The 13,161-nt window shown below is 63.5% G+C and carries 13 protein-coding genes and 1 pseudogene; 8 read left to right on the top strand and 6 right to left on the bottom strand.

The genetic code is table 11. The features are described 5' to 3' along the window. Window position 1: 1 nt before the first annotated feature. The 4 genes and pseudogenes from NKI32_RS08940 to NKI32_RS08955 all read left to right on the top strand — a co-directional run. The gene (locus NKI32_RS08940) at window positions 2-706 is read left to right on the top strand and encodes an XdhC family protein (protein WP_023669076.1); all 705 of its coding nucleotides are present in this window, start codon (window positions 2-4) and stop codon (window positions 704-706) included. After that, a complete protein-coding gene (locus NKI32_RS08945; RefSeq protein ID WP_023697584.1) occupies window positions 703-2,313 on the top strand; it encodes an NTP transferase domain-containing protein in 1,611 nt (536 codons plus the stop codon). Before NKI32_RS08940 ends, NKI32_RS08945 begins: the two co-directional genes overlap by 4 nt. Before the next feature lie 185 nt (window positions 2,314-2,498). After that, complete coding sequence (locus tag NKI32_RS08950; RefSeq protein WP_488377170.1) at window positions 2,499-3,410, top strand: alpha/beta hydrolase family protein; 912 nt, start codon at window positions 2,499-2,501, stop codon at window positions 3,408-3,410. Window positions 3,411-3,511: 101 nt separating this feature from the next. Further along, window positions 3,512-3,811, top strand: a pseudogene (locus NKI32_RS08955) (epoxide hydrolase N-terminal domain-containing protein); the annotation flags it as partial. A gap of 9 nt (window positions 3,812-3,820) precedes the next feature. Here the strand turns inward: NKI32_RS08955 and NKI32_RS08960 are convergent. Beyond that, window positions 3,821-4,879: a DUF1176 domain-containing protein gene (locus tag NKI32_RS08960; protein ID WP_352511258.1), complete on the bottom strand. Its 1,059-nt coding sequence runs from the start codon at window positions 4,877-4,879 to the stop codon at window positions 3,821-3,823. A 124-nt stretch (window positions 4,880-5,003) separates the two neighbouring features. Between NKI32_RS08960 and NKI32_RS08965 the strand changes: the two genes are divergently transcribed. Further along, window positions 5,004-5,510, top strand: a complete 507-nt coding sequence (locus tag NKI32_RS08965; protein ID WP_023743118.1) for a DUF1993 domain-containing protein — start codon at window positions 5,004-5,006, stop codon at window positions 5,508-5,510. Window positions 5,511-5,568: 58 nt separating this feature from the next. Here the strand turns inward: NKI32_RS08965 and NKI32_RS08970 are convergent, their stop codons facing one another. After that, window positions 5,569-5,733 (bottom strand): hypothetical protein, encoded by a 165-nt coding sequence (locus tag NKI32_RS08970; RefSeq protein WP_023706483.1) that lies wholly within the window; start codon window positions 5,731-5,733, stop codon window positions 5,569-5,571. Between the two features lie 326 nt (window positions 5,734-6,059). Between NKI32_RS08970 and NKI32_RS08975 the strand changes: the two genes are divergently transcribed. From NKI32_RS08975 to NKI32_RS08985, 3 genes are all read left to right on the top strand, one after another. Beyond that, window positions 6,060-6,602: a hypothetical protein gene (locus NKI32_RS08975; RefSeq protein ID WP_352511257.1), complete on the top strand. Its 543-nt coding sequence runs from the start codon at window positions 6,060-6,062 to the stop codon at window positions 6,600-6,602. 115 nt (window positions 6,603-6,717) lie between these two features. Continuing rightward, window positions 6,718-7,785: an aldo/keto reductase gene (locus NKI32_RS08980; protein WP_353002516.1), complete on the top strand. Its 1,068-nt coding sequence runs from the start codon at window positions 6,718-6,720 to the stop codon at window positions 7,783-7,785. A 52-nt stretch (window positions 7,786-7,837) separates the two neighbouring features. Further along, window positions 7,838-9,100 (top strand): cysteine desulfurase-like protein, encoded by a 1,263-nt coding sequence (locus NKI32_RS08985; RefSeq protein ID WP_023690167.1) that lies wholly within the window; start codon window positions 7,838-7,840, stop codon window positions 9,098-9,100. Between the two features lie 4 nt (window positions 9,101-9,104). On the opposite strand, the gene NKI32_RS08990 is transcribed toward NKI32_RS08985, so the two are convergent. The 4 genes from NKI32_RS08990 to NKI32_RS09005 all read right to left on the bottom strand — a co-directional run bounded on the left by NKI32_RS08990 (window position 9,105) and on the right by NKI32_RS09005 (window position 13,160). Then, entirely contained in the window at window positions 9,105-10,133 is a 1,029-nt protein-coding gene (locus tag NKI32_RS08990) for a histone deacetylase family protein (protein WP_353002517.1), read from the bottom strand. Next, a complete protein-coding gene (locus NKI32_RS08995; protein WP_023834157.1) occupies window positions 10,130-10,642 on the bottom strand; it encodes a GNAT family N-acetyltransferase in 513 nt (170 codons plus the stop codon). The genes NKI32_RS08990 and NKI32_RS08995 overlap by 4 nt, the downstream gene beginning before the upstream one ends. Before the next feature lie 204 nt (window positions 10,643-10,846). Continuing rightward, entirely contained in the window at window positions 10,847-11,776 is a 930-nt protein-coding gene (gene kce / locus NKI32_RS09000) for a 3,5-dioxohexanoate:acetyl-CoA acetone transferase (protein ID WP_353002518.1), read from the bottom strand. Window positions 11,777-11,786: 10 nt separating this feature from the next. After that, window positions 11,787-13,160, bottom strand: a complete 1,374-nt coding sequence (locus tag NKI32_RS09005) for an aminotransferase family protein (protein WP_353002519.1) — start codon at window positions 13,158-13,160, stop codon at window positions 11,787-11,789. Between the last annotated feature and the right edge of the window lies 1 nt (window position 13,161).

Below are 13,161 nucleotides of genomic sequence, written 5' to 3' on the forward strand. Positions count from 1 at the left end.
CATGGATCCCTACGCTCTCAAAGCCCTCAATGCCGAACGCCGTGCCCGCCGTGCGGCGATCCTGGTGACCGATCTCGGCGACGGCCGCGACCGCATCGTGCGAGAAGGCGACCAGGTTGCCGGCGATCTCGGCCAAGCGATCGCCAAGGCTTTCCGCACCGGCAATTCGGGTTCGGTCGAGGCTGAAGGGCGCACCTTCTTCCTCAACGCGCATTTGCCGCAGCCGCGCCTGGTGGTAGTCGGCGCCGTCCATATCAGTCAGGCGCTGGCGCCGATGGCCAGGATCGCCGGCTATCCCCTGGAGATCGTCGATCCGCGCACCGCCTTCGCCACCCCGGACCGTTTTCCCGATGTAGCACTCCATGCCGAATGGCCGGAGGATGTGCTGAAACGCCAGCCGCTCGACAGCTATACGGCGCTGGCCGCCGTCACCCATGATCCGAAGATCGACGATTTCGCACTGAAGGCCGCGCTCGACGCCAACTGTTTCTATGTCGGCGCACTCGGCAGCCGCAAAACACACGCCAGGCGCGTCGAGCGCCTGCTGGCGCTCGGCGCCAGCGCCGACCAGATCGCCCGCATCCACGCACCGATCGGTATCGACATTGGCGCGGCGAGCCCGGCCGAGATCGCCGTCGCCATCCTGGCGCAGACGATCCACGCCTTTCGCTCGCGCGGTCTCGAAGCCAAAGGCGCGGCGGCGTGAAGTTCGGGCCGATCCCGATCGATCAGGCGCAAGGCGCGGTGCTGGCGCATGCCACGACGGCGGGCGAGCGGCGTTTCCGCAAGGCGCACAGGCTGAGCACGCAGGACGTGGCGGTGCTGAAGGCGGCCGGCATTACCGAGATCGTCGTGGCGGTGCTTGCCGCCGATGACCTCAGCGAGGATGCGGCGGCCGAAAAGATTGCAGCCAGCATGGCCCACCGCAACATCGAGGCAAAACCGGCCGCGACCGGCCGCGTCAACCTCCATGCCAAGGCCGCCGGTCTCTTCACCGTCGATGCCGCCATGATCGACGCCATCAATGCGGTCGACCCGACCATCACCATCGCCACGCTGGCGCAGCACGCGCCGGTTGAGCAGGGCCAGATGGTGGCGACGGTCAAGATCATCCCGTTCGCCGTTGCCTCGGCCCTTGTCGATGCGGTGACAAAGATCTGCGCCGGCGGCGAGATCTTCGCCGTCAACGCCTACCATCCGGTGCGCATCGGCGTCATTCAGACGATGCTGCCCGGCATCAAGCCCAGCGTGCTCGACAAAACGCTGCGCGTCACCGAGGCCCGGCTGGCACGCTCCGGCGGTCGGCTGACGACGGAGCGCCGCACGCCGCACGAGATCGCGCCTGTAGCCGAGGCAGCGGCCGCGCTGGCGCGCGACAACGACATGGTGGTGATCTTCGGCGCCTCGGCGATGAGCGATTTCAACGATGTCGTTCCGGCGGCGATCGAGGCAGCAGGTGGCACGGTGATCCGCGCGGGCATGCCGGTCGATCCCGGCAATCTGCTGGTGCTGGGCACGCTGGACGGCAAGCGCGTCATCGGCGCGCCCGGTTGCGCCCGCAGCCCCAAGGAGAACGGTTTCGATTGGGTGCTCGACAGGCTGATCGCCGGCCTCGACGTCACCGCCAAGGACATCGCCGGCATGGGCGTTGGCGGCCTCTTGATGGAAATCCCGACCCGGCCGCAGCCGCGCGAGCCGCTGCCGGCGAGAGCCGGGCTGAAGGTCGAGATCGTGCTTCTGGCCGCCGGTCGCTCCAGCCGCATGGGCGGGCCGAACAAGCTTCTGGCGCTGTTCGACGGCAAACCGCTGGTGCGCCGGACAGTCGAGCGCGCACTGGCCTCGAAGGCAACCAGCACCGTTGTCGTCACCGGCCACCAGCGTGAGCGGGTGCACCAAGCCTTGACCGGCCTCGACGTGATCTTCGCCGACAATCCGGATTTTGCCGACGGCCTGTCCTCGTCTCTAAAAGCCGGCATTGCCCGCGTTGGAGCCGAGGCGGCCGGCGCCATGATCGTCCTCGGCGACATGCCGGGTATCTCATCGGCCGATCTCGACCGGTTGATCGAGGCCTTCCGTAGGGACGGCGGCCGCTCAGTGGTGCGTGCCGCCCATGACGGCCGCCGCGGCAATCCGGTGCTGCTGCCACGCGCGCTGTTTGGAGGCATCGCTCACCTCGAGGGCGACACCGGCGCCCGCCATCTGGTCGAGGCCGAGGGACTGGATGTCATCGACGTCGAGATCGGCGACGGCGCGTCGATCGATGTCGACACCCGCGAGGCGCTGGAAGACGCCGGCGGCGTGCTGCAGGATTGACAAAGCGAAGCCGAAAAACGCATGCCTTTAGCATGGCTCTCTCTTTACTTGCCTCAGCGCTTCTACCCCCCTCTGGCCTGCCGGCCATCTCCCCCTCAAGGGGGGAGATCAGCAGCCTCGATGGCGGCGTCTATCCTACAGCTTTGAAGATTGGCGGAAGCCGGCGTGACATCCAATCTCCCCCCTTGAGGGGGAGATGGCCGGCAGGCCAGAGGGGGGTAGCCGCGCTCCATACCCTTCTGGTTTCACTTCTGTTCCTGTTCTCCACCACCCACGCTGACGCCCTCGAACTAAAACCCTACAAGGATGACCTCTTCGCCTATCCGGCGACGCTCTCTTCGTCTGACAAAGGCGCTTACGCCGTCATCGACTATCGCGAGATGCGCGACATCAACGACCGCGACGAAGTGCCGGAAAAGCGCGTGCATGCGCAGTATACCGACACCGGCGTGCGCAAGGTGCAGCGGGATTTGATGCTGAAAACCGAAGCCGGCGATGTCAGGCATGTCGCCGTAGGCAAGACCGAAGGCGCCGGTATCATCGTGCTTTACCTGCACGGGCAGGGCGGCAGCCGCAAGCAGGGCGTCGACGACTTCACCTTCGGCGGCAACTTCAACCGAATCAAGAACCTGATGGCCGGCAATGGCGGCCTCTATCTCTCACCCGATTTCACCGATTTCGGCGACAAGGGCGCGGCCCAGGTCGCGGCGCTGATCGGCCATTATGCCGAGGCCTCGCCGGACGCGAAAATCTTCGTCGCCTGTGGCTCGATGGGCGGCGCGCTGTGCTGGAAGCTGGCCGGCCGCAGCGATACGGGACGGCGCATCAACGGGCTGCTGTTGCTCGGCTCGCTGTGGGATGACAGTTTCCTGTCGAGCCCGGCCTACAGGCGCCATGTGCCGGTGTTCTTCGGCCAGGGCAGCAAGGACCCGGTCTTTCCCGTGGAGAAGCAGGAGGCCTTCTTCCGCTCCATCATTGCGAACTCGAAAGCCTATCCGACCCGGTTCGTCCGGTTCGAGACCGGCACCCATGGCACGCCGATCCGCATGGTCGACTGGCGCCAAACGCTGAACTGGATGCTGTCGAAGGCGCCCTGAGGCATATCGCCCAGAGGTGCCCCTTGGTTTTGGCAATCATGGTTCGGCCGATATCCTCTTAGGTGTAGGCTGATATGATCCAACAGATCGGAAGCACAGCGATGGACGCCCACCCCTTCAAGATCCAAATTCCGAACGAACAACTTGAAGATCTCCAGCGCCGGCTTAGCGCAACACGATGGCCAATTCCGCTAAGCGAAGCGGGCTGGAGCGATGGGGCCGAGCTGCCGTTTATCAAGCGCCTTGCGGATTACTGGCGAGACCGCTTCGACTGGAGAGTGCAAGAGGCGCGGCTGAACCGGCTGCCGCAATATCTGACGAGGCTGAACAACCTAGATGTCCACTTTGTCCACCAGCCAGGCAACGGACCGGCGCCGCTGCCGCTGATCATAACGCATGGCTGGCCCGGCTCACGGCGCGGTGTTGTAGTCGACCACTGTCTGCGGGTTCTCCTCGCCATCGTAAGACGCGTCCACATCATATTGGACGAGGGAAAAATCGCCGTTACGGAACAGGTATATCCCCTTGTCCGAGGCGTCGCCGATGCCGCGCCATTTGTTGAACGTGGTCAGCGTCTTGGCGTCTTCGTCATATTCGGAATTGGCCGCCCAGCCGGTTGTGCGGAAGCCGATGATATCCATGCCCAGCAGTTTGCCGTCGCTGTCATTGTTCTCGTAACGGATATCCATTTCGGGCTCGGTGAACTGCAACTGCCGCACGCCCGATACTTCGTCGGTCATGTAGTAGACCGAACTTGCGTTATAGGCTGCCGCTTGGCAGTAGAACTCGAAAAGCCGCGTTTCCTTGTCGGGATCGCTGGCAGCCGCGTCCTTTGCCTTGTATTTGATCGAAAAGATGTTCGGCTCCTCGCCGAGAAATTGCTTGTCACACTGATCGCCATAATCGGCGGCGAACAGTTTCTTCACCTGCTCGAGTGCGGTGTCCTTCTTCGGCGGCGGCGGCCCGTCACCACAGCTTGGCGGCAGCGCCCCCTCGAAATCGGCCTTGGATGGCTTCAGCGCGCCCTTGTCGATAAAGATTGGTCGGAACGGCGGGGCCTGGATCTGAGCGCTGACCTGGCGCAGCGTGTAGCAGCCGGCGAAGACTGCTTCCTTGCCGTCCTTGTCGGTGGCGCGGATGGCCACCGGGACACTGTAATAGATGCTGCCGGCGGCACCTTCATCGGAAATGGCGCCGGTTTCCACGTCGACCTTGTCGGTGCCGTCATAGCCCTTGACGAAAGTGTCGAAATCCTTTGCCGGCTTGGTATCGCCGTAGTAAGCCCAGGCGCGGGCGAATTCGTGCCGGTTGATGGCACTGTAGAGCGAACGGACCACCGCTGCGGCATCCGACCTGTCGTCGACATAAGGTGCCTGGTCATCGGTCGCCGGGTCATCATCGGCCAACAAAGCTTGGCTGGATACAGCAAGGGAGAAAAAAGCGGTCGCTGCCAGAAAGACAAGTCTCATCGGGGATCTCCACCACGACAGGATTCTATCACATCGATTGCGGCGACGTGGTGACGCTTGAAAAATCCTCCGGGAAGGCGCTACGTCCCGCCGTCGGCGCTTCAGCCGCAATGGAGATTTGAACGTGACACTATCGATGTATGAAGCCTCGGTGCCGGTGTTTTCGGCCAGGCTGAAGGCGCTGTCCGGCGTGCTGTCGGCGGCCGAACAGAATGCAATCGAGCGCAAGATCGACCCGCAGGTGTTTTTGACCGCGAGGTTGGCGCCCGACATGTACGCGCTGGTCAGGCAGGTGCAGGTCGCCACCGACCACGCCAAGGGCGCGCCATCAAGGCTGGCCCGTCGCGAGGTGCCGAAATACGAAGACAATGAAGCGACCTTCGCCGAGCTTCAGGCGCGCCTGACCAAGACGCTCGATCTGCTGGCGTCATTCTCGGCCGCCGAATTCGATGGTTCGGATGAAAGGGTGGTCGAACTGAAGTTTGGCCAGCGCGAAGCCTCGATGCCCGGCATGCAGTATCTGCTGCATGTCGCCATGCCCAACTTCTATTTCCACGTGACCACCGCCTACGACATCCTGCGCCACAATGGCGTGCCGCTGACCAAGGGCGCCTATCTCGGTAATCGTTGACGAATTCGGCATTCCGAGGTTTCCCGGTCGCTGCCGGGAAACCTCGTCTCGCGCTGGTTCAGCGCACGGACATTTCGCGGGCTATGCGCGGGAAGTCGGCCGGCTTGATGCCGATGTCGGCGCGGTCGGCATTGCTCATCGAGTGCAGCAGTGCCAGGGCGGAACGATAACGCAGATGCTCCTGCGGACGCGGACGGGCAAACATTTCAGTGAAGAACCCCATGATTCGGCCCCTAGTTGATCCTCCACATCTTCGAGTATAGGCAAATTATGAAGATTGTGCAGTGCAGCATTTGCATGGCAGCCATGCCGGGGGCGCAATTTTTTCGGCACAATTGGCTCACCCGCTGAAACTTATGACTGGTGCCGACCGTACGCATAGACGCTGGCACATGGCCGGCTTTTCCTCGCCACTCCTGGCGAATTTCCGGACTGCATGCAAATGCAGTCCGGCTTTTTGTTGAGCTGCACCATCAACCGGTCGCGCAAGCCCGGCGAACGCCTAAACTGGTTAAGATCAGCGGCATTCATTTTTAACGAGCCGGTTCTATGCTGCGACCGGCTCTGTTCGCACGCTTAAACGAGGGGGAGGCTGACATCGGCGCCAAGCGGGATTTCGCTTCCTTGCTCGACGATCTGTTCGTTGCCTCCGACAAGGATGAGGCGGCGGAAGAGACGAGCGCCCGGCCGTCGATCCCGTTCGACTATCTCTCCGTGGCCGACGAGCTTCATTCCGGCCGCATCAAGGTCTCGGGCGAAACGTTCGCAGCCGAATACCGCGAGGCGGGAGCCGATCTCGCCGCCGAATTCGCAGCCCTTCTCGATCATGCCAAGCTGGCGCTGGCCGGCGAAGAGGCAAAGCCCGAGGAAAAGCTGCCGACGATCGACCCTGACGCGATCGCCGTCGAGCTCGGCCTCGATCATCCAGTCAAGAACGCCGATCTCGGCCGCATGCGCCGCAGCTTCGCCTTCGCCAACCACCCCGACCGCGTCGCGCCGCATCTGCGCCAGCGCGCAATGATCCGCATGCAGGTGGCCAACATGCTGATCGACGAGGCCAAGCGGCGCGCTTTGGCTGGCGTCCGGCGCTGACTTTCCAGGGTTCACGCAAAAGTCGGTCCGCTAAGGGTTGGAGAGCGGCGCCGCTTTCCCTATAGATGCGGCTTCCTTCCAGCGTAGCCGCGCAATTCCCGCCGGAGAAAATTCGATGCATAAACGCCGTCTCGGTCGGACCGATCTTCTTGTGACCCAGATCTGCCTGGGGTCGATGACCTGGGGCGAGCAGAACACCGAGGCCGATGGCCATGCGCAGATGGATCTGGCTTTTGAGCGCGGCGTGAATTTCATCGACACCGCCGAGCTCTACCCGATCCCGCCCAAGGCCGAGACGCAGGGGCGCACGGAAAAGATCATCGGCAGCTGGATGAAGGCCAAGGGCAATCGCGACAAGGTCATCCTGGCCTCGAAAGTGGTCGGCCGCACCGCCAACCGCTGGTTTCGTGGCGATCGGCCGTCAAAACTGGTGCGCGCCGACATCTTTGACGCCATCGACAAATCGCTGGCCAAGCTCGGCACCGACTATCTCGACCTCTACCAGATCCACTGGCCGGAGCGCGACATCCCCTGGGGCGCCAACCCGACCCGCGTGGGTGCTGTGCCGCGCCGCGCCGACGCGGTTGGCGCGCCGGCCGGCGAGACGCCGATCGCCGAGACGCTGGCCGTCTTCGACGAACTGGTGAAGGCGGGAAAAATCCGCCATCTCGGCCTGTCCAACGAAAATTCCTGGGGCGTGATGCGCTTCATCGCCGAGGCCGACAAAGGCGTCGGTCCGCGTGTCGTTTCGCTGCAAAACGCATACAACGTCGTCAACCGCACATTTGAGGTGAACCTCGCCGAAGTCTGCGACCGCGAAGAGGTTGGCTTTCTCGCCTATTCGCCGCTGGCGCAAGGCTATCTCACCGGCAAATACGATCATGGCGCGCGGCCGCAAGGTTCGCGCTCGCAGCTGTTCAACCGCGGCCAGCGCTACGAGACGCCGAATGCGGCGGAGGCGCAGCTCGCATACAACGAACTGGCGCGTTCCTTCGGCCTTGAACCGGCGCTGTTTGCCAACGCCTATGTCGCCAGCCGGCCTTTCGTCACTTCCAGCATCATCGGCGCGACGACGATTGCCCAGCTTGAGATGGCGCTGTCGTCAGCCGACGTGACCTGGACCGACGAGATGCAGAAGGGCGTGGATGCGATCCACCAGCGCGTCGGCAATCCGTGCCCATAAGCAGACCGTTTGGCCGGGATTGCCGAGCAAAGACAAGGGGAAGGGGACAGCCATGGATTTTCCGATCGAGACCGTCAGGGGAAAATTTCCGGCGCTGGACCTGACCGACAAGGGCCGCCGGCGCATCTATCTCGACAATCCGGCCGGCACGCAGGTGCCGCAAGCGGTTGCCGACGCGGTGGCGCGCTGCCTCCTCACCACCAACGCCAATCTCGGCGGCTATTTCGAAACCACGCTTGCCGCGCAAAAGGTGTTCGACGACGCCCATGAGGCGATGGCCGATTTCCTGGGTGCAGCGAGCGCGGAGGAAATAATCATCGGCGCCAACATGACGACGCTGACCTATCACATGTCGCGCACGCTCGGCCGCGGCTTCAAGCCGGGCGACGAGATCATCGTCACCCGCATGGATCATGAGGGCAATGTCTCGCCCTGGCTGCAACTGGCCGAAGATCTTGGCCTCTTGGTGCGCTTCCTGCCTTTCGACGAGAACAGCTGGCAGGTCGAGGAGGCGGCGCTCAGCGCTCTGCTTACCGACAGGACAAAACTCGTTGCGCTGAACTATGCCTCGAACCTCACCGGCTCGATCAATCGGGTGAAAGCGCTGACGGCCATCGCCAAACAGGCCGGCGCGGTGGTCTATGTCGACGCCGTGCAGTTCGCGCCGCATGGGCTGGTCGACGTGCAGGATCTCGGCTGCGACTTCCTGATCTGCTCGGCCTACAAATTCTTCGGCCCGCATATGGGCATATTGTGGGGACGCCGCGACATCATCGATGCGCTGCAACCCTACAAATGCCGTTGCTCTTCCAATGGCCTGCCGGAGCGCTTCGAACTCGGCACGCCGCAGATCGAACTGATGGCCGGGCTTACCGCAGCGGTCGATTACTTCGCCGAACTCGGTGCTGCGGCCGGCGAGGGCGGTTCGCGAAGGCAAAAGATCGCAAAGGCATACGAAGTGTCGATCGCCTACGAAAACCCGCTGGCGCTGAGGCTGATCGATGGGCTGTCCGCCATTGAGGGCCTGACCATCCGCGGCATCACCGATCAGAAGCGTGTCATTGAGCGCGTGCCGACCGTGTCCTTCACCGTCGACGGCATCGTGCCAGAGACGATCGTGCGGCAGATGAATGCCGAGAACATTTTTCTATGGTCGGGTCACAACTACGCCTGGGAGATCGTCCACCATCTCGGCATTCCGGCCGAGCAGGGCGTCGTGCGCATCGGTATTGCGCACTACAACACGGCGGCAGAGATCGACGAGACGTTGGAAAGCGTGCACCGGGTGATCGCCATGCTGAGGCAGCAGCGCTAGTCAGCTATCGCTGTTTGCCGCCGAAACCGGTGAGGAACGCCGTGAGATTGTCGCCGAGCGCGTCGCAGAGATAGCCGCCTTCCTGCACGATCACCGTCGGCAGCCCGAGCTTCGCAATCGCCTCGCCGATCCGCAAGAAGCCTGGCGTGGTCACGGAAAGCCCACCGAACGGATCGCCCTCGAAGGCGTCGAGGCCTAGCGCCACGACCAGCGCGTCCGGCGAGAAGGCGCGGATACGTTGGAACGCCGCATCGAGTGCTTCGAGAAACGCAGCATCGGCGGATTTGCGCGGCAATGGCAGGTTGAAATTATAGCCGAGGCCCGGACCTTCGCCGCGCTCATCGGCATGGCCCCAGAAGAACGGATAGAAGCGCACCGGATCGGCATGCAGCGACACCGTCAGCACGTCCGAGCGCCTATAAAAGATGCCTTCCGTGCCGTTGCCGTGATGCAGGTCGACATCGAGGATCGCCACCCGCGCCGCCTGCTTGCGCAACACCTGGGCTGCGACCGCCGAATTGTTGATGAAGCAGAAGCCACCGGCGACATCGGCAAAGGCATGATGGCCGGGCGGCCGGCAGAGCGCATAAGCGGCAGGCGCGCCCGATATCACCGCTTCGGCTGCCTCGACTGCACTCCAGGCGCTCCACAGCGCGCTGTGCCAGGTTTCGGCCGAGATCGGGCAAGCGGTGTCGGCCATGTGGTAGCCGGCCTGGCCGACCGCCGAGGCCGGATAGGACCCTGTGCGGGCCAGTGGATGGATGTTGGGGATGACTTCCGCGGATGCGCCCTCGATGCGCTGCCAGCGCGCAAAAATGTGTTCGAGGAAGGCGAGATACTCCGGCGTATGCACGGCCGCCACCGGGCCTAGGCCATGTTCCCTGGGCCGCTCGATCATCAATCCGGCGGATTTTGCGCCGGCTAACAATCGCTCTACCCGCTCCGGCTGTTCGGGATTGGGCTGCGGCGCACCGCTGGACAGAAAGGCCTTCGGGTCGTGGCGTTTCTGCTCCTCGGCAAAGAAGGCTTTCATTCCGCGTCCCCATCCTGCGCTGCATCGGCAAAGGCGAAAAAGGCATCGCCAACAATCTTCTGCGTCTGCTCGTAGCTCGACCAGGCGATGCCCAGCCGCTCATAAAAAGCCTTGGCGCCGTCATTGTCGGTGTCGACGGACAGCCTGAGATAGGCGCCGCCATCCCGGCGGCAGTCGCGCGCGACCCGGCGCAGCAGTCTTTCGCCGATCTTGCGGCCGCGAAACCGGTCCTCGACATAGAGGTCCTGGATATAGACGCCGGGCCGCCCCATCCATGTCGAGAAGATCGGGAAATGCAGGCAGAGCCCCGCAAAATCGCCGCCGATCTCGGCGATCAGGGTGGAGAAGGCGGGTTTGTCGCCAAAGCCGTAGCGGCGGAGATCGCCTGCGGTGGACGTGATCTCCTGATGCGCGCCGATATGGGTGCCAAGCTTGAGCAACGCGGCGTGGATGGTGTCGACGTCGTCGATGGTGCCGGAGCGGAGGGTGACTTTAGGCGAGGCAGTCACTGGAGGTATGATGCCAAGGCACCCCCCTCCGGCCTGCCGGCCATCTCCCCCTCAAGGGGGGAGATCAGCAGTTTCTGCGCTGCCGTCCATCCTGCAACTTTGGAAGTTTGCGAAGGCCGTGGCGACATCCAATCTCCCCCCTTGAGGGGGAGATGTCCGGCAGGACAGAGGGGGGTGCGACTGGGCGCCGCCATCTCAATCATCTCAAAACGCCACCCGGTCCCCACCCTTCAGCGCCAGCATCTCCCGCGCCTCCGCCGGTGTGGCCACCTCCAGCGACAGGCCATCGAGAATGCCACGTATCCTGCGCACCTGATCGGCATTGGATTTCGCCAGCTGGCGGCCATCATAGAGACTGTCCTCCAGCCCGACGCGGACATTGCCGCCCATCGCCGCCGCGATCGAGATCAATGGCATCTGGTTGCGGCCTGCTGCCAGGACCGAGAACTGGTAGCTGTCGCCGAACAGCTTGTCGGCGATGCGCTTCATATGGATGAGATTGTCGGGATCGGCGCCGATGCCGCCGAGAATGCCGAGCACGAACTGGATGAACAGCGGTCCCGACACCAGCCCGCGGTCGCGAAAATGCGCCAGCGAATAGAGATGGCCGACATCGTAGCATTCGAACTCGAAGCGCGTGCCGCAGCCCTTGCCGAGCTTTTCGAGCACGCCTTCCATATCGGCAAAGGTGTTCTTGAAGATGGTGTCGCGGGTGGCTTCGAGCAGCTTTGGTTCCCACTCGTGCTGCCATTCCCTTGGCTTGTCGAGCATCGGGAACAGCGCGAAATTCATCGAGCCCATGTTCAGCGAACACATTTCCGGCTCGGCCCGCAGTGGTGCCGCCAGCCGCTGGTCGAGCGTCATCAGCGACGAACCGCCGGTGGTGATGTTGATCACCGCATCGGTCGCTTGCTTGATGCGCGGCAGGAACTGCATGAACACCTCGGGATCGGCGGTCGGCCGGCCGTCTTTGGGATCGCGGGCGTGGAGATGCAGGATTGAGGCGCCAGCCTCGGCCGCCGCGATGGCGTCGGTCGCGATCTGGTCCGGCGTCACCGGCAGATAGGGCGACATGGACGGGGTGTGCACCGAGCCAGTGACCGCGCAGGTGATGATGACTTTCCTCGGCGCCATTCTTTAGCCCTCAGCCTTCGACCGGCAGGTCGAGTTCGGCGGCCAGAACTTCCAGCGAATCGCCGATGATGGAAATGATCTGGCCGACCTCTTCAGCCGTGACGATCATCGGCGGCGCCACCATGAAATTGTCGCTGTCGACACCGCCCTTGACCCTGCGGCCGTAGATGATCAGCCCGCGCTCGTAGGCGAGGTCGAGCAGGCGCTGCGTGGCTTTCTTGCCCTGTTCGATCGGCCGTAGAGTTTCGGGATCGGCAACCATCTCGGCGCCGGTGAGCAGGCCTTTGCCTCGGACATCGGCGATGAACGGAAAACGCTTCGCCAGCCCTTTCAGCCCGTCCATCAGCACGTCGCCCATCGCGGCGGCATTGGCGATCAGGTCGAGGCGGTCCATTTCGCCGAGCACGGCGAGCCCGGCCGCGCAGGCGAGCGGATTGCCAGCATAGGTGTGGCCATGCTGGAAGCCGCCCGACGCCAGCAGCGGCTCGACCAGCCGCATCGGGGCGGCCAGCGCGCCGAGCGGCGCATAGCCGGAGCCAAGCCCCTTCGACAGCGCGACGATGTCGGGCTTGCAGTTCCAATGGTCGCCGCCAAGGAATTTTCCGGTGCGGCCGGCGCCGCTCATCACTTCATCATGGATGAGCAGGATGCCGTAGCGGTCGCAGATCTCGCGTATACGCGGATAATAGCTGTCCGGTGCGACGAGGGCCGAAGTCGCCGCACCGCCGATCGGCTCCATGATGAAGGCGAGCACGCTGTCCGGGCCCTCGGCCTGGATCTTCTCCTCCAGCATGTCGGCATAACGGACGCCGCGCTGCTCCATCGAAAGATTGTCGCGGTCGCGCCATGCCGTCGGCGCCGGCACGGTCGGCATCACCCGCATCATCGGTGTGAACGTTTCGGCCAGCGCATCGTCGCCGGTTATCGAAAGCGAACCCAGCGTGCCGCCATGATAGGAGGGAAAACGCGTGATAACCTTCCAGCGCTTCGGCTGGCCGGTCGCGACCGCCCATTGCCGCGCCAGCTTGATGCAGGATTCCGTCGCCTCCGAACCGCCGGAGACGAAGAAGATTCGGTCCATGCCCTCCGGCAGTTTGCCGGCGAGCTCCCGCGCCAGTTCTTCCGCCTGCTCGTTCTCGAAATGCAGCCGGTAGGCGAAGGTGGCGCGGTCCATCTGCCGCTTCATGGCGTCGAGCACGTTGCGGTTGGAATGGCCGATATTGGCGACCATCGGTCCGCTCGATCCGTCGATGAAGCGGCGGCCGTCCTGCGTCCACATATAAATGCCTTCGGCGCGGTCGATCAGCGGCCGGCGCAGGCTGGAGAGGTAGAACAGGTGCGAGGGCGCGCGCGTTTCTGAACCAGTTGATGAGGGCTTCTGCATG

The organism is Mesorhizobium sp. M0761, assembly GCF_040320205.1.
Lineage (GTDB): Bacteria > Pseudomonadota > Alphaproteobacteria > Rhizobiales > Rhizobiaceae > Mesorhizobium.